We start from the raw sequence: 21709 nt of genomic DNA, 5'->3' as shown, positions 1-21709 counted from the left end.
AGGAGCACCTTTTAGGTGAAGTCTACCACACCGGTCAGCAAAATCAAGAGCGAATTTTCGCTGCAGAACGCCACGAGTTTCGGCGGCGTCAAAATCTTTTTGGCCTATCTCGAAAAAATCAAGCTCGCCGAGGCCATGCAGCGCCTTTCCGGCGGCAAAGCGCACAACGCCATTTTTCCTGTTCATCGCATCCTGCTCTATCTAATGGTTGGCTGGATGCTGGGCTGCGGGCGTATTTTTCATTTCCGCAAGTTACAGCACGATGTGTTGCTTTGTCGTTTTCTGGGAGGCCGTCTGCCGCATCACAGTTTGCTGTACAAGGAGCTCGCGCGTCTGGGCAGATCCTGCCCGCAGCTCCCGACGGAACTGCGCAAGCTGAATATGGATATCATTCATCTCTGCTTGCCGTCCAAGCCAATCCTTGATCTGGACTCCTCGGTGGAGACGGTATACGGGGAGCAGGCCGGCGCGGCCAAAGGCACCAATCCGCATAAGCCCGGACGAAACAGCTACCATCCGTTGCTGGCTTTTGAAGGGCAAACCCACTTGAATCTGAATGCGAGGCTTCGCCCCGGCAACACGCATTCTTCAACCGACGCAATCGACTTTTTGCAGCAAACCTTCGCACTGCTCGGCGAGCGCCAAGTGGCGTACGCCCGGTTCGACAAAGGCTTTGGCGGCGAGGATTTCTACCAACTGTGGGAAGGCCGCAAGATCGGTTACGTCGGCAAAATGAAATGGACCAAACGCCTCGCAAGCGACGTGGCGGCTTGTCGCTACTGGACGCGCTATGTCGACGAGGACTGGATCATCGAGGGCATCACTTTGATTTACAAAGCTACGTCCTGGAAAAAGCCCCGTCGCGTAGCGGTCATTCGTAAGACGCAAGTCTGCGAAGACGGTCAAGGCCGCATCGTATTCGACGAGGACTGGCAGTATGAAGCGATTGTAACCAACCTGGAGTGGGAACCAATTGACCTATGGCGCTTTTACAACCAGCGTTGCTGCATGGAAAATTACATCAAAGAGGCGAAAGACGGTTTTTCCATGGACCGGATCGCGACCAGTGATTTTGAAGCGAATGAAGTCGATCTGCTGATCAAGTTGCTGGCCTACAATTTGTTCGAACGCTTTAAGCGCGATTGTTGCGAACCGATGCATCAGGGTTATACGATTGCAAGATTCCGACTGGAGTTCTTTCATTGCGCGGCGACGCTTGTTCGGCATAGTCGCGCGGTCGTGCTCAAGCTGATCAAGGATTTCGACGGTCGTCATGCATGGAAACGAATCGAAGCCAAAGTGGTTCAATTGGAGTGACGGCTTCCAACATTTCACATGGAAAACAACAATGCCCCTTTTCTGGGGAGGGGGGAGTTATCCCCATGTGGATATTGGTTTCAAAATTTCGCTGGTCCCACTCCCATTTATTCACAGTTGTTGATCCGCTCCTGGATGATCGCCACCGCATTCTTATGCGCTTTCGAAATTCAGGTTTAATTTTTCCGCGATGGCCGGCACGCGCTCCGGTTCGACGTCCCCTAAAAATTGCACCGTAATATGATAATCTTCCCTGTGCGTCCATTTTTTGAAAGGATACAGATGTTGATGGGCTTCCCGCCAACGTTCCAGCACCGATTTCAATTCATCCGGCAATCTGACCGCGATAAACAGCCGCAGCGGCCGCTCCTTATTTTCCTTGTCCAAGTAAAATCTGCTCCTTTCACAAATTTTTGCTACTATATAATACCGTCCATTTTATCATATCCAAAATCGCCTGTTTCCACCAAAACAAAAAGGATGTTCCGAAAGCTCCAAGAGCCTTCAAAACATCCTTGCCCCTATTCAGCGTCACCCAAATTGCGCCCGGTGCAATCTTGCGTATACGCCCCCGCTTCTCAGCAGATCCTCATGCCGCCCGTGTTCGGCGATGCCTTCCTCCGTGACGACGATGATCCGGTCCGCGTTCCGGATGGTGGCCAGCCGATGCGCAATGACCAGCGTGGTCCGGTTCACCGCCAAAGCTTCCAGCGCCTCCTGGATGATCGCTTCCGTTTCGGTGTCGAGGGCCGACGTCGCTTCGTCCAAAATGAGGATCGGAGGATTTTTCAAAAACATCCTTGCGATCGCCAGCCGTTGGCGCTGCCCGCCCGACAGCTTGAGCCCCCGCTCGCCGATGACCGTATCCAGCCCGTCCGGCAGGGAAGCAACCAGCGACTCCAGATGGGCTTTGCGCACCGCATCCATCAGCTCGTCTTCGGAGGCGTTCAAATTGCCGTAAAGGATATTTTCCCGGATCGTCCCGCTGAACAAAAACACGTCCTGCTGCACCATGCCGATTTGCGAGCGGAGCGATTGCTGGGTCATTTCGCGGATATCGATGCCGTCAATCGTGATGCTTCCTTCCTCCACCTCGTAAAACCGCGGGATCAAGCTGCACAGCGTCGACTTGCCGGCACCCGAAGGCCCGACGAGCGCTACCGTCTCCCCGGCTTTGATGCTCAGGTCGATCCCTTCCAAAATCCGCCGCTGCTTCTCATAGCCGAAGGAAACGTTCCGGAACTCGATGTTCCCGCGCAGCTGCCGCACCTCTATCGCATCCGGCTGATCCTGGATGTCCGGCTCGGTGTCCATCAGCTGGCAGAAGCGCTTGAAACCCGCCATTCCTTTCGGATAGATCTCCATCAAGGCGTTGATTTTGTCGATCGGCTTCAGGAAAATGTTGACGTACAGCAAAAATGCCACCAATTCGCCGTAGCTCAGCTTGTTTTGGTATGCAAACCAGGCCCCGCAGACGAGCACGATCAGCGAAATCAGCCGCGTCAGCATATACATGCCCGAGACGCTGAACGACATGGCCAGGTACGACCGAAGCTTGGCGAGGCGGAATGCGGCGTTGCTTTCGCGGAAACGCGCGATTTCGTATTCCTCGTTGCCGAACGATTTGACGACCCGGATGCCGGACACGCTGTCTTCCACGCCGGCGTTCAGCTCCGCGATGTTGCGGAACATTTCCGAGGAAGCATGGTTCAGCTTCTGGTTAAAATAAACGATCATCCATACGATGACCGGCATGACGATAAACGTGATCAGGGCAAGCTGCCAGTTCACCGACCACATGATCGCAAACGCCCCGAAAAAGGTCATGACGGCGATAAACATGTCCTCCGGCCCATGGTGGGCCATTTCCCCGATATCAAACAAGTCGTTGGTCATGCGCGACATGAGATGCCCCGTTTTCGTATTGTCAAAAAACTTGAAGGACAGCTTCTGCACGTGATTAAACGCCTGCTGGCGCATGTCCGACTCGATGTTGATTCCCAGCTTATGCCCCCAATAGCTGACGATAAACTGCAGCCCCATGCTGATCAAATATAAAGCGAGCAAGCCGCATCCGGCGGCGACGATCGTCCCCCACGCCCCGTCCGGCAGCAGCCGGTCCACGACCCACTGGACGGCGACCGGAAACCCGAGCTCCAGCAAGCCCGCCACCACCGCGCAGCCGAAATCGACCATAAACAGCCGTTTATGCGGGCGGTAATACGACATAAACCTTCGAATCAGGCCGGGCTGAGCGCCCGAAGCCTTACCTGCTGCATTTTGCATCATAACCGTATTCGTGCCTCCAAATTCTGTATGAAATACTCTAATTATAGCGTATTCCTCGCACATGGGACCAGAAAAACTGGATGTTGGTTCGCCGCCGCCCCAACGGCGATTCGTCCAAACGCCTTTTCACTTCCCGCCGGAATCTGGTATCCTAAAAACAATTCTGCTTAGGCAAATAACGATCGACGGAGGAGCCGAACCATGAAATCTATCGTATGTCTTCATTCCTTAACGCCGGAACAAGTCGGACAAATCAAGCAGGCCGCCCCAGGCTACGATTTGATCGTAAAAAATAAAAAGGAACTCAGCGCGGAACAGGTTCAAAACGCGGAGGTCCTTCTCGGCTGGTCAAAAACGATCGTCGAAGACGCCCTGCTCGCAACCAGCAAGCTGAAATGGGTGCAGACCTGGTCGGCGGGCGTGGATACGCTGCCTTTGGAACGCCTGCGGGACAAAGGGGTGCTGCTCACGAGCGCCAGCGGCGTGCACGCGATCCCGATCTCGGAAAGCATCATCGGCATGATGCTTTCGTTCTCGCGCCAGCTGCATATGGCGGTTCGCCATCAACTGAAAAAGGAGTGGAAATCCGACCTCTCCGTTCCCGGTCTCGCCACGTTGGGCGAAATCAGCGGCAAAACGCTGGTCATCGTCGGCGTCGGCGAAATCGGCCGCGAAACGGCCCGGCTCGCCAAAGCGTTCGGCATGCGGGTGATCGGCGTCAGACGGTCGGACCAGCCGGAACCGCATGTGGACCGGATGTATACGATGGACGGCCTGCATGAGGCGCTGGGACAAGGCGATTACATCGTGAACATCCTGCCGTTGACGGCCGAAACGCGCCGCATCTTTAATGCAGCGGCTTGGAACGCAACCAAGGAGGGCGCTTATTTCTTCAATGTCGGCCGCGGACCTACGGTGGATACGGACGCGCTTATGGATGCCCTCAAAAGCGGCCGGCTGAGCGGCGCGGGCCTCGACGTGTTCGAAGCGGAGCCGCTTCCGGCGGACCATCCGCTCTGGGACATGGAGCAGGTCATCATCACCCCGCATGTCGCGGGCAGCAACGACCGTTATACCGAACGCGTCATCGACATTTTTACGGAGAACCTCAAATCCTATGCCCAAGGCCAAAAACCGCCTCGCAATCTGGTGGATTACGGGCGGATGTATTAAAATTCAGGCATATTTGAGAAAACGATAGGCTTTAACGAAAAATATCCCTTAACCGGGCACCGGAGCGCCATGCAGGCCTCCGATCCCCTGTAAGGGATATTCTCATTCGGCGTAAACGGGCGCCTTTTCCTCTCTATTTCCTTAAGACAAGCGTCTATTCGAAGGCCGCAGAGCCCACGAGAGCATATTTAGCGCAGCATAGGAAAGCGGGAGGATCAGATTAAACCCGTAATCGCCATAATCGTTAGCCAATGCATGGGAACATGCCGCGCCCGTCATTAAAAAGAAGATCCCGGCGTGAACCCATTCTTTAAGCCGAGGCAAACCCGGCACGACGAGAGCGACGGCCCCCAGCACCTTCCAAATCCCGAGAATGGTCAATACGTATAATGGATACCCCAGATTTTTCACCAAATCGATGTTTCCTCCAAATTGCATCAGCTGTCCGATCCCGCTTAACGCAATCGCAATTACGAGCAGTAATGTGACTGACCAATAAGCCACCCTTTTTCCAAGGGGCTGGGGATGGACTTTCATGATTGTTTCCACACCGACCATCTTATTCATTTTGACTCCTCCTCATCATTATAAAATCTTTTTTCGTTTCAAAAAACGAGCCGCGAACGTCTCTATTTCCTAACGACCGGAATCCACATTTCTCCATATACCAAACCGTTTCGCTCCCCCATCTCCACCGTTGCGTTTGGCCCGCCGACATAGGCAAAATCGGTAGCTTCCGGCAAAACTTGACCAAAGGCAATGCCGGAAAGCATGTTGCCCAGCTCATCGGCCGTTTTCCCTTCCCCTTTGACAACGAGGTATTCCCCTTTAGGAAATTGAATAACGCGGGTTGCTTCGGGCATCGCGGCCTCCGTCATGACGCCGGCGTAGTACATCATTTTGTTGTTCACCGCTTCGTTTACGGCAAAAATGTAATCGTTTGCGGCTACGGCCTTTAAAGTGTCAAGTCTTCCATCTTGCATCACGGCTTTCCAAAAATCAGCCTTCTCCTGGTTTATGCCGGCATAGTCCGTGTAATCGCTTCGAAGCTCCGTCCCAATGCCCAAAACGTTAAAGCTTTCTTTTTCCTCAAGGGTGTAATTTTTCATCTTCGATTCCTTCCTTCGCTTTAAATTTTCCTTTAAATTTTCAATGATTCGTCTTTTCTCTTGATGGGTTTATCATAACTTTTAATCATGCCAAAAAATGATACTGTTTAGGGGCCGCAGAAAAATAAAGGGGAGGACCAACATGGTCCTCCCTTTGAAGTACGACCCGGAACTTTCGATGGCCCGGTATTGGCCGGGGAGCCTCGGTACTAGCCCCCCATCCCCATATATTATAATTTCGATTTCCCGCATGTTATTGGAGCGCTTCGCAAAGCCACACCTGCCGCACGAAGCTTCCTTTCCTCACTTGGCATTCATCGGCGATCCGATATCCTGCTTCTTGCACCCGGACCCGCACATCCTCTTCCGTCGTGACGATCACCGCGCGGGGCGCCAGGCGGCGCAGGCTTGTCAGCATCCTCCGCTGCTCTTCTTCCGGAAGCACCGAGCACAGATTGTAGGGCATGTCCAACACCGCCGCATCGTAATGGCCTTCCAGGTCGTTCATATCCCCAAGCGTCACCAGCGTTTCGGAAAATCCGTAATGCTTGAGGTTCGTTCTGGCGCCGCGGACCGCAAGCGGATTGATGTCCCTTCCCCGGATATCCAGCCCCATGGACAACGCCTCGATCAAGACGTTTCCCATGCCGCAGCAGGGATCAAGCAGGCGCAAGCCTTCCGTTTCCGGAGCCGCGATGTTCACCAAGGCCCGGGCCACGGCCGCGGAGAGGCCGGTGGAATAGTTCTGCGGTTTATGGATATGCGCGTGCCAAGCCCGCTTTGGGGCATGCCGTACGCCAAGCACCCAGGTCCCGTCTAGAGCCGTCAGTCCCAGCGTGACATCGGGATGTTTCATATCCGCCTTGCCCTGAATCCGGCTGCCGACCAGCCGTTCGAAGCTTCTTTGTTCTGCATAATCAAACGGATCCCCGGCTTTGATATACGTGACCTTAAACGTTTCTCCGCTTTCTACCCAACGCCTTGAGCCCGCAAGCTCGGCGATTTTTTCCGCAGAGTCCCCGGATGCGGCGATATCCAAACGCAGGGTCAGAAACGGGCTGCGATCCGGGTCGATCCTCCGGCGGCTGAGCAAAAGCGACCCCGTCTTCCATTCCGTGCAGCCGCCGAACAGCGCCCGCAGCTCCATCGCGCAAAGCTCGGCTTCCGTTTCATGGCTGGCGTACGCGTATAGATAAAGCGAGCGGCCGTCTGCCAGCGCTTGTTGGATCCGTTCATCGATTGGTTCATCAATCCGCTCAGCAATTTGTTCATCCATTCGCCCAGCGATTTGTTCATGCATCGGCCGATGCATCCGACCACTTGCCTGTTCCTGTTTTTTATTCATCCATGTAACCCGTACCTTTCCCCGCATCTTTCGGCTTCTTACCCTTTCCAGCCGCCGGCGGCCAAAAGCCTGTAAGATTCCAGGCGGTGCCGGTAATCCTGGATGGGGCAAAAGATCAAAAACTCCCGGCATCCGGTCGATTCCGCCATCCGGACAAGCCGTTCCCGCACCTGCCCGGGCGTACCCGATATCAACCGCCTTTGCGGATCGGGGTGCTCCTCCGCCTCCCCCTGCTCCGCGGCCCGCTCGGGTCCCGGCAGCTTTGCGTCCTCCAGCAGCTTCCGGGCTTTCGCCTCCGTCCGGGCGCAGATGACTCCGATGGACAGCATCGCACGGGGTTTGTCCAGCAATGCCGACGGCTTGAACTGTTCGCGGTACGTTTGCAGCACTTCGGCTCCGTCCCGCTCGCTCATGAACTGCCCGAAAACATACCCGGTCCCGTATTCGGCGGCAAAACCGGCGCTTTTGCTGTTCGTCCCAAGCATCCATACATCGGGCTGTACCATCGGCAGCGGCCGCGCCTGGACCAGCCTGTCCTCATACATATAACGGTCTTCCAGCAGCTTGATCAAAGCGCGCAGCTTTTTTGGCATATCCGCCACGTTTTGCAGGAAATTGCCGCTAAGCGCCATTGAAGCGTGGGCCGACCCGCCGGGCGCCCGCCCGATGCCGAGGTCGATCCGTCCCGGATACAGCGCCGCCAGAAGGCGGAAGCTTTCCGCGACCTTCAGCGGGCTGTAATGGGGCAGCAGCAGCGCGCCCGTGCCGAGGCGAATGCGTTTCGTTTTCACCCCGATGTGAGCCAGCAGCACTTCCGGCGACGCGCAGGCCAAATCCTTCAGATCATGATGCTCGGCCGCCCAATAACGTTCATAACCCCATTTTTCCGCGGATACGGCCAGCGCCGCCGCCTCTTGCAGGGCTTGTTCGTAAGAAGCCTCCCCGATTTTCGGAACCAAGTCCAGCACTCCCAAGCTTAACCCCGTAACCATCTGCGAAACTCTCCCCTCATGCCGCTGTTTCTCGTCTCTTCTCAAGCGAACCCGGCCGTTTAATCCAAATCGTAAATGGACCCGACCTTCAGTCCGTACAGTTCATTATAAATCTTTTCCGCAAAGGCGTCCGTCATGCCCGCAATATAATCGATCACCATATGCTCCCAAGTCCAGATCGGGTTCGGGCTGGCCTGATCCCTTTCGAACCGCTGCAGCCAGTCGGAAGGGATGATGGATTTCGATGCCACCGGATCAAGGAAAGCGTCCCACAGCCGTTTGATCATCCATTCGCTCCGTTTTTGCAGTCGCTGCACGCGCAGGTCGCGGATCATCGTCACCCACGCAAAGCTTTTCAGCACGCTGACGGTCCGCAGCATATCGAAATCTTCTTCCTGCCCTTTGATGAAGGTGACCTTTTTCCAATCCCCGTCCGGGATGACGCCCAGGCTGCCGACAAAATGGCTCACCCAAAAGGCTTTGACCTCGCGCCGCGCCCGCGAAAAATCATGCTCGCAATACGGCAGCTTCTCCTTCCACACGTGAAGAAAAGCGGCCATGACCTCTTCCACCTTCAGCCGGATGCGGTCCGCGTCCCAGCCCTGCCAGAAAGCGTCCTCGAGCGTCATGATTTTTTCGATGATCAGCCGGATAATGTACGGGTCATATAGAAAATGCTCATGCACTTCGATTTTGCCCGCCTTGATGCCGTCCTCCAGGTCATGGGCCGAATAGGCAATGTCGTCGCACAGGTCCATCAGCTGGGATTCCAGCGTTCTTTTTCCTGCCGGAATGCCCCACTTGTTGCGAATCTCCGAAATATAGCTCCATTCATGCTTGTACAAGCCCTTTTTATTGACCGTGCCGGGAAACGGATATTTGTTGATGCCAAGCAGCACGGCGTCGGACAGATTCAGGCCGTCCACGTTTTCGCGTTTTTCCAGAAACATGATCAGCCGGAAATTATGCGAATTCCCTTCAAAATGCTCGTATTTATGCCGCATCCGCGTCCGCACGTCCTGGATTTGCTCGGAATTCATGTAGAGCCCTTCCACGGCTTCTTTCGTTTTATCCTTGATCAGCTGCTCCAAAATGCCGTCCAGCACTTCTTCGCCCTTATGGCCGAAAGGCGGATGCCCGAAATCATGCGCGATCGCCGCGCATTCGACCACCTCCGGATCGATGACGAGCCCGGGGTTGCCGGCCTGTTCCTCGGTTACTTCCGGGTAAGCCCGCACGAGGCTTTTGGCCGCTTCCCGCGCGATTTGCGCCACCTCCAGCGAATGCGTCAGGCGCGTCCGGTAATAATCGCCGGTGCCGGCACCGAAGACCTGCGATTTCCCTTGCAGGCGGCGGAACGTCGGCGAATGGATCAGCCGCGAATAATCCCGTTCATACGTCGCCCGGGATGCGTCCGCTTTGGTTTGTTCAGGGTACTGACGATGTTCCCTTTGATCCTTGATATTCATATACAGCACTCCCTACTCCGTTTTTTTATTTTTTCATTATAAGGCATTTCGGCCTGTGCCGTTCTTTGATTTTTTCATGAGCGCGTGGTGCCTCTTTCACCCATTGTTGCCAGTCCGCCGGCCCGTTAGGAGGTTGGGAGTGCATGTCTCGAAAAAAAAAGGATCCTTTCGGTACGGCTGCATGCAAAAATAAACCGCCCCTCGGCCGTTGCCTGAAAAGACGGTTTAAGAGTAAACATCATTCTGCGCGGCCTATTCGCGCCAGTTCCACAACGCAACCTCCCCGATGCGGATCGCGGATACTTCCGGATCTTCCTTCAGTTTTAAAATTTCTTTGGTCGGTCCGGTAATGACGGCACCGTAGATTTTGACCCCGTTATTTTCGATGTAGTCCAGCGTTGCTTTGAAATCGACGGAGGGAACCAGACTCCCGGCAGCCCGTTGATGTTGGTACAGGACGCGCAGCGTCTTGATGAAATTCGCTTCCCGCAGAGCGCCGGAGCCGTACGGATCGATCGGAGGGTACGAGGTGGAAGATGAGCTCATGGTGACAAACGGTCCGACTTTTTGCTTGGGGCCTTCGGTCACTTTGCCGTCTCCCCGGTGCCATACCGGCATCGCCGGAAAACCGATCGGGTTGATGACGAGCCCGTCAAAGCGTTTGATGTCCGGGTCCCCGTTGTCAACGGCAAACCAAAGCGGGTCGTAATGTTTGCCCTCGAACCTTTTCAAAAACTCGTCGGTCGAATAGAGCTTTTTATAAGAAACATAGGCCTCCGCCACCGTTCCTTCAGGCAGCTTCTCCAGCCGTGTCCATTCCGGCCCGCTGTCGCCCCCCTGATTACCCGGGAAAAGAAAAAATCCCTTATAGGCCACGCTGCTGTCCGACCAGGAAAAATCATAAAGCCGGAGCCATTGAAAGGAATACGTCGCCGAAAAATCGCCGACCTCCCGTTGTTCGTCCCCGATGCGTTTGGACATTTTGCCGCTAATCTTCATATTAAAGTAGGTTCCGGCGTTGCTGTTAGGTTGAATCGTCACATTCGGATAACCGACCGCAAACGCCGATTTCACAACGTCGCGGTTGATTTCTCTAAAACTCGGATCTCCCGCCTCATAAAAAATGGACGTGCCGATCGAACACAGGATGCTAAAGCCGATAAAAAAGCCGATCAACGTAAACGCCGTGCCGATCCGCGCCTTCCATTTTCCTTTTCTCAGCAGCCTGGCTTCACGTTTATGCCTTTTCTTCTCGGCGTCCGATATGGGACGGGGGTTCGTATTTGCCGCGTGTTCTTCAAGGTCCATCATTTCATCCAGATAGGATTGATAGACCTCCATCTTTTCGAGTTCACGCTCCAGCTCTTCCCGCTCCTCCCCGGACAGTTTTCCGTCCTTGTAATCCCGGAGCTTTTGCTTAAAATCGTCGCTCATCCCGCTCCTCCTTTTCCCGGATCTTCCTCAGTTGCTGCCGCGCCCGAAACAGCACGACCTTAAAATGGGACAACGTGATGCCCATGACCTCCGCGCCCTCTTGGTACGAAAATTGATGCAGATCCACCAGGACCACCGCTTGCTTCTGCATCTCCGGCAGCCCCCCAATCCATGCCAACAGCCGGTCATGCCCCTCTTTGCGCAAAAGCACCGATTCCGGCCCATTCCCGTCGTCGTCCGGCAAGCGATGAAACCACTCGTCCGCAGACGCGATGCTCCGGCTCTCTTTGCGCTTCAGGTCGATCAACGCATGGTAGGCGACGCGGAAAAGCCAAGGTTTGACCTGCTCATCCCTATAATTTTCGAGGTGCAAATAAGCGCGGTAAAACGTCTCCTGCACCAAGTCTTCCGCTGTCGCATCGTCCCCGCAAAGGGAACGCAAATATCGGTAAACGTCCGGCATATAAGTTCGATATACGCTTTCGAGCGTGCTGCGTTTGGCCATTTCATCCCCTCAATCTAAACACGTTTCAAACAGGGGAATAGTTACAAAATTTCGGAAAAATGTTCATGTTCCGGAAAGAAGGGATGGTAAATCCCCAGCAAATCGGGGTTTATTTCCGCACAAAAACGGCCCGCCGCCTGGATCGGAAAGGCAGAGGGCCGCGTCGTGGGCAAATATGGAATGATGCCGATTCCGGCCGGACGGCCCAAAGCAGTGCTGAAAAACCAAACATGCCGCGCCGATGGCGAAGACCTGGCTTCCCGCGGAAAGGCACGCCCTGCCCGCGCCTCTTCTTTTCTGCGGAATCGCAGGATGCTGAAATCATAACCACCCGTCCAACGGGTGGTTTGCACTTGGGGTATAACCCCCTGTTGCCAAACTGCGCCTAAAGACGCTAGCCTGACAATAAATTGTTCAGGCTCAGTGTAATTTGTCTCTTTCACTTACCAGTTAAACTGGTTTACTTTTTCTTGCTACTATTTATGCTAAAAGGGTCCTCATACTCCTTCACACTCAGTTTGTCCACTGCCTGGTCATGTGCTTCTTGTTCACGAATATATTTTGCGACGGTTGCCTCGTTTAAGCCTACTGTACTGACGTAGTATCCTTCCGCCCAAAATTTCCGATTCCCATATTTATACTTTAATTGCGCATGCTTCTCAAAGATCATTAGCTCACTTTTCCCCTTCAGATATCCCATGAAGGCTGATACTGAAATTTTCGGTGGTATCGCTACCAGCATGTGTACGTGATCTGGCATCATATGACCTTCTATGATCTCTACTCCCTTGTATTTACATAATCGTTTGAAAATTTCGATTAAATCTTTCCTCACTTGATTATAGATCTCTTTCCGTCTATACTTCGGGGTGAATACAATGTGGTATTTGCACATCCACTTTGTGTGAGCTAAACTATAGTTCTTGTTTGCCATCTAAGACCATTCCTTTCAATTGAGCCTGAACATCTCAATTTTATCGGGATGGTCTTGTTGGTCAAACCCTCGTTCCCTCCACCCGCATAGCGGGTGGTTTTTTGTTTCGCACGCTTCGCGAGCTCAACTGGCTAAAGCCTAAAGTAAAAGAGACCCGCCGTTTGGCGGGCCCTCTCATCCTTCTATTTGAATGCCATGGCGGCATGGACCGCTTTTTTCCACCCGGCATACAGCTTATCGCGCTCCTCTTCCCCCATCGCAGGCTCGAATTGGCGCTCCTTGGCCCACATGGCGGATATTTCCTCCTGGCTTTTCCAATAGCCGACCGCAAGTCCGGCCAAATAAGCCGCGCCCAGCGCCGTCGTTTCGTTGATCACCGGCCGTTCCACCGGCACGCCCAGCAGGTCGCTTTGGAATTGCATGAGGAAGTTGTTCTGCACGGCCCCGCCATCCACGCGCAGCGTCCGCAGCTCGATGCCCGAATCGCCCTCCATCGCCGAGATGACGTCCCGCGTCTGGTAAGCAAGCGACTCCAGTACCGCCCGGATAAAATGCTCCTTCGATGTGCCGCGGGTCAAGCCAAACACCGCTCCGCGAACATCGCTGTCCCAATACGGCGTACCGAGGCCTACGAATGCAGGCACGACATAGACGCCTTCCGTGCTAGCGACCCGGTTTGCGTAATTTTCGCTTTCTTTGGAATCCTTCAGCATCCGCAGTCCGTCCCGGAGCCACTGTACCGCCGAACCGGCCACGAAAATGCTGCCTTCCAGCGCGTATTCCACGCGTCCGTTAATGCCCCAGGCGATGGTGGTCAACAATCCGTGCCCGGAGCGAACCGCTGTTTCGCCGGTATGTTTGAGCATGAAGCAGCCGGTGCCGTACGTGTTTTTCGCCATCCCTTCGTCAAAACAAGCCTGCCCGAACAACGCCGCTTGCTGGTCTCCGGCCGCCCCGGCAATCGGAACCTCCTGCCCGAAAAAGTGGTGCTTCACCGTGTGCCCGTAAATTTCGGAGGATGGGCGCACTTCCGGCAGCATCGAAGCCGGCACGCCCAGGATTTCCAGCAGCTCGTCGTCCCATCGGAGTTCGTGGATGTTGTACATCAGCGTGCGGGAGGCGTTGGAATAGTCGGTGACATGCCGTTTGCCCCCGGTAAACTTCCAGATCAGCCAGGAATCGATGGTGCCGAACAGGAGCTTGCCCTGCTCGGCTTTTTCGCGGGCGCCTTCCACATGGTCGAGAATCCACTTAACCTTCGTTCCCGAAAAATACGGATCGATGAGCAGCCCGGTTTTTTCGCGGATCTTGTCGTCGTATCCTTTCGCTTTCAGTTCCTCGCATATGCCGCCCGTCTGCCGCGACTGCCACACGATCGCATGGTACACCGGCTCTTCCGTTTCCTTATCCCACACGACGGTCGTTTCCCGCTGGTTCGTGATGCCGATGCCTTCGATCTGCTCCGGTTTCACGCCCGACTCCGACAGCACCGACGCGATGACCGACAAAATCGACCCCCAAATTTCGTTGGCGTTATGCTCTACCCATCCCGGATTCGGAAAATGCTGCGTAATCTCTTTTTGCGCGATATGAACCACTTCGCCGGCCCGATTAAACAAAATCGCCCGCGAGCTTGTCGTCCCCTGATCCAATGACAATATGTAGGTTTCCATCGTTCTCCCCCGTTTCGTTGGCATGTTGGATGTTTCGTAAGCGCTTTATCATTAAAATGAGATGAAAAGATCTAAATATGGACTTATGTGGGTGTGGCTGCTAATGGCTTCCTACTTCTTATGCTATTCGAAAACGGGGAGGTTTTGAAGGGGGATTTTGAAAAGAGGCGGCGGAAAGGACGAACAGAGGAAAATTCACGTACTTATATTGAGTCCAATCGTATGTATTCATTTGTACAAACTTGGATCTAAATCGTTCTCTCTGCATTGCTAGCCTTTCGTTTGAGTTGCTGCAATAATCTCGTTTTTTTTAGCAATTTCTATTTCTAATTCTAATCCGGACTTTGAGCATCGAAGAATACAATTTCGGCAACTTTCTGCATTTTGCTTATCCGGTTAAATAAATCAAACTTAGTTAAAAGCCGCCGATCCATAAGGTCAGCGGCTTTTTATGCCGATACTCTTAAAAGCGTGCTATGACAAATAAAGCCGTTCATTCCTTCGTGCCACCACTTCGGCGGTTAAATGCCAATTCAAACAAGCCTGTAGCGGACAGCCCGGCAATTCCTCCTGCCCAGATCCTGAGCACCAGTCCTAACTCCGTAAAAGGATAGGCTGCCGTACCGATGATCAACCCGATGACCAGACCAACGACCGGTACGATATTCTTCGGCACGTTCACCGCGCTTTTAACAAGTTGGACTAACGACAGTACAAACACCGCCAAAACGGAGGCAAATGCCAATACATGATCCAATACTTCATTTTCCATTTCGATTCTCCTCTCTTATTCTTCCGGAATACCCGCCGCGCGCCGCAAATCATTCGCCAAGTTATGGTAATGGTTCATGGCCGTCCGGTCTCCAGCAGCTTTAGCCTGAAACCATGCCGGCGAAAGCCAACGGAAAATAATCTCCTGCGCGTTGCTTTTCGGCAATCGGGTAAGCGGTTGGGCTGCCTTTCCCGTTTCCAGCGCTATCCCTGCAGCCAAACGAAGATTATTGGCCAAGTTATGGAAATGGGTTTTCCCTGCTTCATCCCCAAAGTTATGAGAGGAAAACCACGCTGGTTGTATATAGTTGCGGATCAGCGATTGAGCGATAGTAACGGGTAAAGGTTCAAAGTCGGGTGCGGCGATCGGAGCCGCCAACTCAGCGCCCACGTCCAAAATCAAATCCTTGAAGGTTTTATTGCCTGCAAACAGGGCTTGCTCGCAATCGCTCTTACGGGCTGGATCAAGCTGTTTGTGGCTCACGATATAAGTGGAGGGATTTTTGCCCCACTTGTCGCAGCAATACGCCAGGTACCACACGAACCGTTTGTAAGCCTCCACGAAGCGGATCTTGCCGCCATAACAAAGCTCAATGCCCAAAGCAGCATCGTTGGCGTCGTAGCCGAAACGTTCGTTGTCTGTCGTGACGTTATAAATCACATGCCAGGCTTTTTCCGCCGGATCAGGACCGGTCCCGGTCGGAATGATCTCCAAAATCTTTGTGTCGTCGATAAAAACCTGCGCGGAAGCAGACCGGTCCTTAAGGTTATTAAAATACGTGTAATGGTTGTCTGCCGTAGCTCCTGGATTACCCGTGTCATGGGCAACAAAAAAGGCCGGGGTTCCGGTTGTTAATCGGAGTCCAGGCCTTGTGTTATGGCGAACGCCGATATATCGACGCTCGATTTTGTATTTGGCTTTGTCCAAAATTCAAACTCTCCCTTTTGCTTTTTCAAAATGGTCTACACGTTTTTGCATCGATTTCTGGGATTCTTCCAGGCGCGTAACACGTTCGGCCAGCTCGTCGAACCGCTTTCCTTGCGCCCGTTGCTCATGCTTGATGTCCTCAATGCCCCGCTTAATGTACTCGATGTCGGCGCGAGCCATGGCATCCGAACGGGCTTCTTCTTTTGTATCCTGCCTGACTGCGCGGGTCCTTCCAGACCAGCCGATAATAATACCGCTGATTACCCCGCACACCGATAAGAGAGCAGTGATCGCTGCGAAGTCCATCATCGATTCCTCCTTTCGTGAAGGTAAATGCCCTCGGGAGCTCCGAGGGCAAAATAAAAACGCCTATGTGGCGTTGATAAATATCTAGCATGCATGTTTCGTCAAATCTTGTAGCATTTCACCAATTCATATATCATCTTGTAAATCCAAGATTATATTTATTTAGTAGTACCAAAATAAATCTCCATATACATCGAAAGTCAACCTTGCCTCCCCACCATCCCCAGACCAAGAGTTGTTGTTTACATTTATCCCAACCTCAATCTTACCGCTTGCATTAAAGTTCCCACTCTTATACACAAAGTTAGTTTCTTCATGATTCCCACTATCATGATTATCATACCCAATAGCACAGTAAGTCCCACCGGCCCTATCGATCACAATCGCATATAAACACAGTTCATTGGGATACGAAGTATATGGGCTCCTCGGAACATTGCCTATATTATAGGTATAATCAGCTTTTATAACTATATTTGCTTCAGCGTAAGAATAGCTATTCCATCTCCCATTAACACCATTAGAAGTGCTTGAATTCATAAAAACACATATTTTTGCCTCATCTGGAACTAAGAATCCAGTTTTATAAACAGTTTGTCCATACGGTACAGTGAAATATCCACCCCCACCGGATACTTTGGTGAATCCCCTTTTCATTTCATTTATACCTTGTACGCCAAAAATGGAAACGCCCTTTTTGATATTATCTGGAATTAGTGCAGAGTCGCTAATTTGTATAGAAGCTTTTGTTCCCGGTGGATAATATCCCCCATCTAAACTCATTGCGGTATCAACGTAGATACCTCCACTTGGATTTAGCCAAGTGCCGGATTTGAATTCATCACTTCGTTTAGGGATTGTTCCAGTTAATCCGTTTGAGTTGGTATTAGAAAACGTTTTTCCCGACAGCACATCAGCGACCGTAGCGTTGCCCGTAGCTTTAATAACCCCCGCCATTTTAGCAATGAGCTGCGCCCATGTCTCACTCGTGGTTGCCGCTACCCCGATGGAGTTGAGCGCGGCAACCACATTAGCCTTCTGCTCAACTCCAAGCTGCTTTGACGCTAAAGCTTCATCCATGGCAACCTTTACCGCTTTTTCAGTCGCAGCTACATCTTCCCTCGTCCCATTGGTCGCATTAGAAAGCTGGACGACCCCCTTTTCCGTCAAAGAAGCATCAGGAACTTTAATATTCCCCACAGCTTCATCGATCTTATCCCAGTTATCATTCAGCATCGTTTGAATATTAAACGTCTCATTCCCATCAGCTATCGGATCTTTTTTTAACAAACCAAGATTAGGCGTATTACTCGCCATTTCAAGCACCTCCTGCAAATTTGGATAATGGCGTTTGTTCCATTTGATCTAGGGTCATAACGCCTTCAATGTCCCGGATGAGCAAATAACTGAATTCGTATTTTACAGTCAGATGCGCGGGCTTCACTTCTTCGACTACGGATTTGAGATCCTCCAGATTCGGGGGAATCCCGATCGTATCAACGAATTTGATCGTAAAACCCCACTCGGCAGGTTGAAAAGAAACATCTACCTTTCCGCCGTCATAGGCCTCCGCAACGTTTTTGACCAGACGCCCTGAGAACTTGCCTGCTCCGCGCAGCTTTGATTCTACTAAGGAACGCCGCTGTTCGATCGGTTTAGTACGATCCGTTTCGATTCCAAGCTCATACTCCCATCGATCCAGTCCCCATGTGGCCGTCCGGACAAAAAACTGATCAAGCGTTTGGTTCAGGGCCGTGTATAAGGCATCCATTTCCGTCCCTTTTGCATTCAAGTCAGCCTTCATGACTCGGGAAGACTCGTAATAGGCAGGCAAATAAGAAAAGAGCTCGGCGCCTCTCGGACTAGCGATCGTAAAATCAGCCATTCAGCGTCACCGTCCCCAATACGGCCACCTGACCGGGGTTGATCTGAATATTGGTGTCCGACTGGTCATTGACGGTAAGATTCGAGTAGTCGATAATCGGAGGAATATCCAGCAGCACCGCAGCGATCCGGGTGTAACGAACGAGCGGATCCGCAAAAGCAAGCTGCCTAAGATACGCAGTAACCCCCTTCTCTACCTGTTCCTTTACTTGTTCGATCGTTGCTTCGGCCGCCAGCGTGAGCTGAACCGAGATATGAATAGGCACCTCCTCAGCGGCCATCACGGTGACGATCGGCCCGGCTGGCGCTTGCCCTTCTCCTTGACCGTCCATAGTCGGATCAATATAGTCTTGAGCTGCTTGTACAATCGCCGGACTTGCGGCGCGTTTATCCATATCCAGCAAATAAATGCCAACCGTGCCCGGTCCTTTCCACAAGGGTTTGACCTGAACCCCGCCTACGCCGGCGACCTCATTCGCCCATTGAATGTATTGGGCTTTGTTGCCGCTTGTCCCCTGGTTGCGAACCCGAGTATAAAAGCGCTCCAGCAAGGATTCATCGGACTCCACATCCGCGCCGCCTTTGATCGCTTCCGGATTTGTCACCGACACTACGCCGGTAACCGGTGCCGAGATGATTTCGATGACGCCCGCGGGCACGTTGCCGGCTTTGCCGGGCACAACCGCTGTCACTTGAGCGATCCCTTCGCCATTACCGTCCAGCGTTACTTCCGCAGTCGTTTTGTATTCAATGCTCGGTTCCCCGGAAATTTCGTCAGCCGGCGTTGCGACCACGATTCCGGAAGGGATCTGCTTCCCGGGCGTCCCCTTAAACTTAACCGTTCCGGTAGCGGCCACCGCTTGACGGCGCGTCACCCCATGCTCCTCCGCCCGCATATCCAAATATTCTCCGAATGTAGTCCGGGCAAAGCCCCGATCCAGCACCTGCTGCGCCCATATCGCCGCTTCGGACAGCATAAACGCCACGGGCGCCTGCGCGTCCCAAATAAAAGAGCCCTCGGATTTATCGATATCCGCGGGCACCCGGCTCAGCATGCGCTGCATGATTTCGTCTTCGGTTTGATCTTGCAAATAAAGCGGCAAATCCGCCATTATCCCACACTCCCTTCCAATACGGCTTCTTCCTCGCGGATATTCGTAATCCGGCAGGTGAAACGACAGCTTTCCCCTTCCCACTCGAAAACAAACTGGTCCACGTTTTGCGTTCGCGCATCCGCGAGCAGCGTTTCGGACACCATTCGCCGGATTTCGCTTTCCTGAATCGCCCGGTTGCCGCTGCCGATCAATTCTTCCAGCTCGCTGCCATAATCACGGGAATAGATGAGATGGCGGTAACGCGGCGTTCGGATCGCTTTTTCGCACCAAAGCACCCAAGCCTCTTTTTCATCGGCCACGGCCATTTTACGGGTCGGCGACATGACAAATTCGCCTGCGTCAAAATCGAACTTCCAGCTGCGGCCAAACACGGCCCCGCTTCCTTCATACGTCGCCGGCTCTGTCGCATCCTCCCAGACCATGTCCTCCGTCGCCGGAAACAAATTAGCCATGCCCGCTCACCACCTTGCATACGACCACCACATCATTCCCACCATTCACCCGAACCGCCAGCACACGATCCCCAGGCTTTAAGGCCAAGCTAAGACGAGCATCTTCGATTTCGGTTTCATCCGAAGAAGTTTCCTCCTGCTTAGAGTCCCCTGCCGACCGTACGTCAAACTTGGGTGTCCCTGCCATGACAGAACCCGGAACAGCCAATACGCCCGGCAGCTCCGCAACTAAGTAGTCCTGAAACTCGTGTTTAAAATCATCCAGCTTCAAACCGGTTCCGGTTATCGTACCAAGAACGGCTCCCACGCCGCCAAGCGCCTGCCTCGTGTGTTTGCCGACGGTAGAATAAAGCGCAGATGCCAGCTGTCCGTAAGGATCTTTATTCAAGGTAAAACCTCCTTTTCACGTCATCGTAAGTGCCAAGCTCAAGCGACATGCTTCCCGGATTCCCCAGTTCCCTGCTGACTGAAATGACGATGAGCCTCATGCTGCCCAGCAAAACTGCGTCCCCGGCACGTATCGTATTGATGTCGGGCGCGTTGACGGAAATCGTCTGCGAGATTCCACGCAGTTTGCTTTTGGCCAACTCTTTCGCCGCTGCTTGCGACTTGACTTCATCGTCCTGGATAATCGCCTGGAGCTGGCCATATTTGTCGATGTCCTTCTTGGCGATCGCCAACGCTTTGGACGGAACCTCTTGCCCGGATTCGCTGGCGGCAGTTGCAAGCACCTTCACCTGCGTGGCGGCTCCTTCCAACGTCCGGGATTGGGTCGTATCCGTAACATGTTCAAGAACGTACACCTCCGGGTTGGTCCCAAGCTCATACAACTCCAGCCCGGATGAAATCATCCGCGGATGGTACAGCTTGCCCCCGGCTTTAGCCGTCTCCCTTAGATCGGCGAACATGCTGGCATAGATCGACTGCGTGCGGTATACAGAACGTCCCAGCTCTTTTTTGGTATCCGGCAGCTTTGCGATTTTTAAATTCCAGTCGGAAGCATATTTTTTGAAACGTTGGGATGCTGTCTGTTTCGCCGGAAACAAGTATTCATCCTCGGACTTGTCCAAGTAGATCGTGCGGTCATAAATGGTCAGCGTCATCCGTTTAATTCCGTTGTTCGAGGTTTCCGCCTCCCACACGACGCCGGGGTTCAACAGCGGCACGTAATTCGTTTTGCCGTAAGGAACGCCGCTGATCCGAATGGACATGCCCGGCGAGATCGGCGGCATATCCGGCGAGACGACCAGATTCACCGTAGCTTGATAGGCGACCTGCTCTAGCGAATCCCGCAGATTGATAGCCTCCACCAGCGGAGTCAAATCATATTTGTTCTGCAAAATCACCTTGTAGCTCATGGCAGCACCAGCTTCTGTCCAGGTTTGATCGCATTCGGGTTACTGCCGATGATCTTTTTGTTCAGCTGATAGATTTTATTCCAGGCCGAACTGTTTCCAAGCTCCAGTTTTGCGATTTTGGATAGGGAATCTCCCGGTTTGACGACGTAGGTTTTGCTTTTTTCCTTCAAGTCCACGCGCGGCTTTTTGTTAACCGTGGATGTCTTTCCCTGGCTGCCGCCGGCGGTTTTGGCCACCTTCAGTTCCCTCCAGGTCCGGAGCGTAATTTCAAAATATACGTCCCCCGGCTCACCCCCGCGAAAAGTGGAATTATGCGAAGCCACAAACACGAGAACATTGACGGCCGTCTCCGATATGACGAAACGCAGCGGCATTTTCATCGCCAAAAAATCATTTAATTTATTCATGGCGGTTTGAGGATCCATAAACTCGTCCTGGCTTACTTGGCAAAAGGAATTATTATATTCCTTAGGAAAAAAAGAGGCGAAGGAAATTTCCTTCACCCTGTCTCCCTGCGCAAAATCAAACTCCCCCGAAGAAAGGATCATCGTCGTGTCGTACCCTTTTTGCCGGGATATCGTGACTTCTTCGGGGTTGACGGGAAAAGTGAATCTTTTCCCCTTCCCGTCGATCAGCGCAAAGTTCATCGTAACGC

23 protein-coding genes are annotated in these 21709 nt (G+C 53.0%); 2 read left to right on the top strand and 21 right to left on the bottom strand.

Translation table 11 applies throughout. The features are described from left to right. Positions 1–15 precede the first annotated feature (15 nt). Positions 16–1317 (top strand): IS1380 family transposase, encoded by a 1302-nt coding sequence (locus tag NYE48_RS04125; RefSeq protein WP_340997041.1) that lies wholly within the window; start codon positions 16–18, stop codon positions 1315–1317. 153 nt (positions 1318–1470) lie between these two features. Here the strand turns inward: NYE48_RS04125 and NYE48_RS04120 are convergent, their stop codons facing one another. Then, entirely contained in the window at positions 1471–1704 is a 234-nt protein-coding gene (locus tag NYE48_RS04120) for a 2'-5' RNA ligase family protein (protein WP_340997039.1), read from the bottom strand. 144 nt (positions 1705–1848) lie between these two features. After that, complete coding sequence (locus tag NYE48_RS04115; RefSeq protein WP_212950267.1) at positions 1849–3561, bottom strand: ABC transporter ATP-binding protein; 1713 nt, start codon at positions 3559–3561, stop codon at positions 1849–1851. A gap of 246 nt (positions 3562–3807) precedes the next feature. Here NYE48_RS04115 and NYE48_RS04110 point away from each other — a divergent pair, with 246 nt between their 5' ends. Next, complete coding sequence (locus tag NYE48_RS04110) at positions 3808–4779, top strand: D-2-hydroxyacid dehydrogenase (RefSeq protein ID WP_340997037.1); 972 nt, start codon at positions 3808–3810, stop codon at positions 4777–4779. Between the two features lie 141 nt (positions 4780–4920). On the opposite strand, the gene NYE48_RS04105 is transcribed toward NYE48_RS04110, so the two are convergent. From NYE48_RS04105 to NYE48_RS04015, 19 genes are all read right to left on the bottom strand, one after another. Further along, a complete protein-coding gene (locus tag NYE48_RS04105) occupies positions 4921–5346 on the bottom strand; it encodes a DoxX family protein (protein WP_212950206.1) in 426 nt (141 codons plus the stop codon). Between the two features lie 62 nt (positions 5347–5408). Next, entirely contained in the window at positions 5409–5888 is a 480-nt protein-coding gene (locus tag NYE48_RS04100) for a GyrI-like domain-containing protein (protein ID WP_212950204.1), read from the bottom strand. A 253-nt stretch (positions 5889–6141) separates the two neighbouring features. Further along, complete coding sequence (locus tag NYE48_RS04095; RefSeq protein WP_340997033.1) at positions 6142–7188, bottom strand: RsmD family RNA methyltransferase; 1047 nt, start codon at positions 7186–7188, stop codon at positions 6142–6144. Positions 7189–7271: 83 nt separating this feature from the next. Further along, positions 7272–8225, bottom strand: a complete 954-nt coding sequence (locus NYE48_RS04090; RefSeq protein WP_340997030.1) for an MsnO8 family LLM class oxidoreductase — start codon at positions 8223–8225, stop codon at positions 7272–7274. A gap of 59 nt (positions 8226–8284) precedes the next feature. Then, complete coding sequence (locus NYE48_RS04085) at positions 8285–9694, bottom strand: deoxyguanosinetriphosphate triphosphohydrolase family protein (RefSeq protein WP_340997028.1); 1410 nt, start codon at positions 9692–9694, stop codon at positions 8285–8287. 252 nt (positions 9695–9946) lie between these two features. After that, a complete protein-coding gene (locus NYE48_RS04080) occupies positions 9947–11128 on the bottom strand; it encodes an anti-sigma factor (protein ID WP_036709043.1) in 1182 nt (393 codons plus the stop codon). Beyond that, positions 11112–11633 carry a sigma-70 family RNA polymerase sigma factor gene (locus tag NYE48_RS04075; protein WP_212950196.1) on the bottom strand — a complete coding sequence of 174 codons (522 nt, stop codon included), beginning with the start codon at positions 11631–11633 and terminating at the stop codon, positions 11112–11114. Before NYE48_RS04075 ends, NYE48_RS04080 begins: the two co-directional genes overlap by 17 nt. 460 nt (positions 11634–12093) lie before the next feature. Further along, positions 12094–12567 (bottom strand): IS200/IS605 family transposase, encoded by a 474-nt coding sequence (gene tnpA, locus NYE48_RS04070; protein ID WP_340996591.1) that lies wholly within the window; start codon positions 12565–12567, stop codon positions 12094–12096. Between the two features lie 182 nt (positions 12568–12749). Further along, positions 12750–14240, bottom strand: a complete 1491-nt coding sequence (glpK, locus tag NYE48_RS04065) for a glycerol kinase GlpK (protein ID WP_036709033.1) — start codon at positions 14238–14240, stop codon at positions 12750–12752. A 493-nt stretch (positions 14241–14733) separates the two neighbouring features. Beyond that, a complete protein-coding gene (locus NYE48_RS04060) occupies positions 14734–15012 on the bottom strand; it encodes a holin (RefSeq protein WP_340997024.1) in 279 nt (92 codons plus the stop codon). Positions 15013–15027: 15 nt separating this feature from the next. After that, entirely contained in the window at positions 15028–15939 is a 912-nt protein-coding gene (locus NYE48_RS04055; RefSeq protein ID WP_340997021.1) for a peptidoglycan recognition protein family protein, read from the bottom strand. 3 nt (positions 15940–15942) lie between these two features. Continuing rightward, the gene (locus NYE48_RS04050; RefSeq protein WP_340997019.1) at positions 15943–16248 is read right to left on the bottom strand and encodes a hypothetical protein; all 306 of its coding nucleotides are present in this window, start codon (positions 16246–16248) and stop codon (positions 15943–15945) included. Positions 16249–16407: 159 nt separating this feature from the next. After that, a complete protein-coding gene (locus tag NYE48_RS04045; RefSeq protein WP_340997017.1) occupies positions 16408–17562 on the bottom strand; it encodes a phage tail protein in 1155 nt (384 codons plus the stop codon). A 1-nt stretch (position 17563) separates the two neighbouring features. Further along, positions 17564–18130: a YmfQ family protein gene (locus tag NYE48_RS04040; protein ID WP_340997014.1), complete on the bottom strand. Its 567-nt coding sequence runs from the start codon at positions 18128–18130 to the stop codon at positions 17564–17566. Then, positions 18123–19241, bottom strand: a complete 1119-nt coding sequence (locus tag NYE48_RS04035; protein ID WP_340997013.1) for a baseplate J/gp47 family protein — start codon at positions 19239–19241, stop codon at positions 18123–18125. Before NYE48_RS04035 ends, NYE48_RS04040 begins: the two co-directional genes overlap by 8 nt. Continuing rightward, the gene (locus tag NYE48_RS04030; protein ID WP_340997011.1) at positions 19241–19696 is read right to left on the bottom strand and encodes a DUF2634 domain-containing protein; all 456 of its coding nucleotides are present in this window, start codon (positions 19694–19696) and stop codon (positions 19241–19243) included. The genes NYE48_RS04035 and NYE48_RS04030 overlap by 1 nt, the downstream gene beginning before the upstream one ends. Next, complete coding sequence (locus NYE48_RS04025) at positions 19689–20084, bottom strand: hypothetical protein (RefSeq protein WP_340997009.1); 396 nt, start codon at positions 20082–20084, stop codon at positions 19689–19691. The genes NYE48_RS04030 and NYE48_RS04025 overlap by 8 nt, the downstream gene beginning before the upstream one ends. Continuing rightward, complete coding sequence (locus tag NYE48_RS04020; protein ID WP_340997007.1) at positions 20077–21054, bottom strand: XkdQ/YqbQ family protein; 978 nt, start codon at positions 21052–21054, stop codon at positions 20077–20079. The genes NYE48_RS04025 and NYE48_RS04020 overlap by 8 nt, the downstream gene beginning before the upstream one ends. Further along, a complete protein-coding gene (locus NYE48_RS04015) occupies positions 21051–21701 on the bottom strand; it encodes a LysM peptidoglycan-binding domain-containing protein (RefSeq protein WP_340997005.1) in 651 nt (216 codons plus the stop codon). Before NYE48_RS04015 ends, NYE48_RS04020 begins: the two co-directional genes overlap by 4 nt. Positions 21702–21709 lie beyond the last annotated feature (8 nt).

This window comes from Paenibacillus sp. FSL M7-1455 (assembly GCF_038004655.1).
Taxonomy (GTDB): Bacteria; Bacillota; Bacilli; order Paenibacillales; family Paenibacillaceae; genus Paenibacillus_AQ; species Paenibacillus_AQ cookii.
This window is presented reverse-complemented; position numbering and strand designations above follow the sequence as displayed.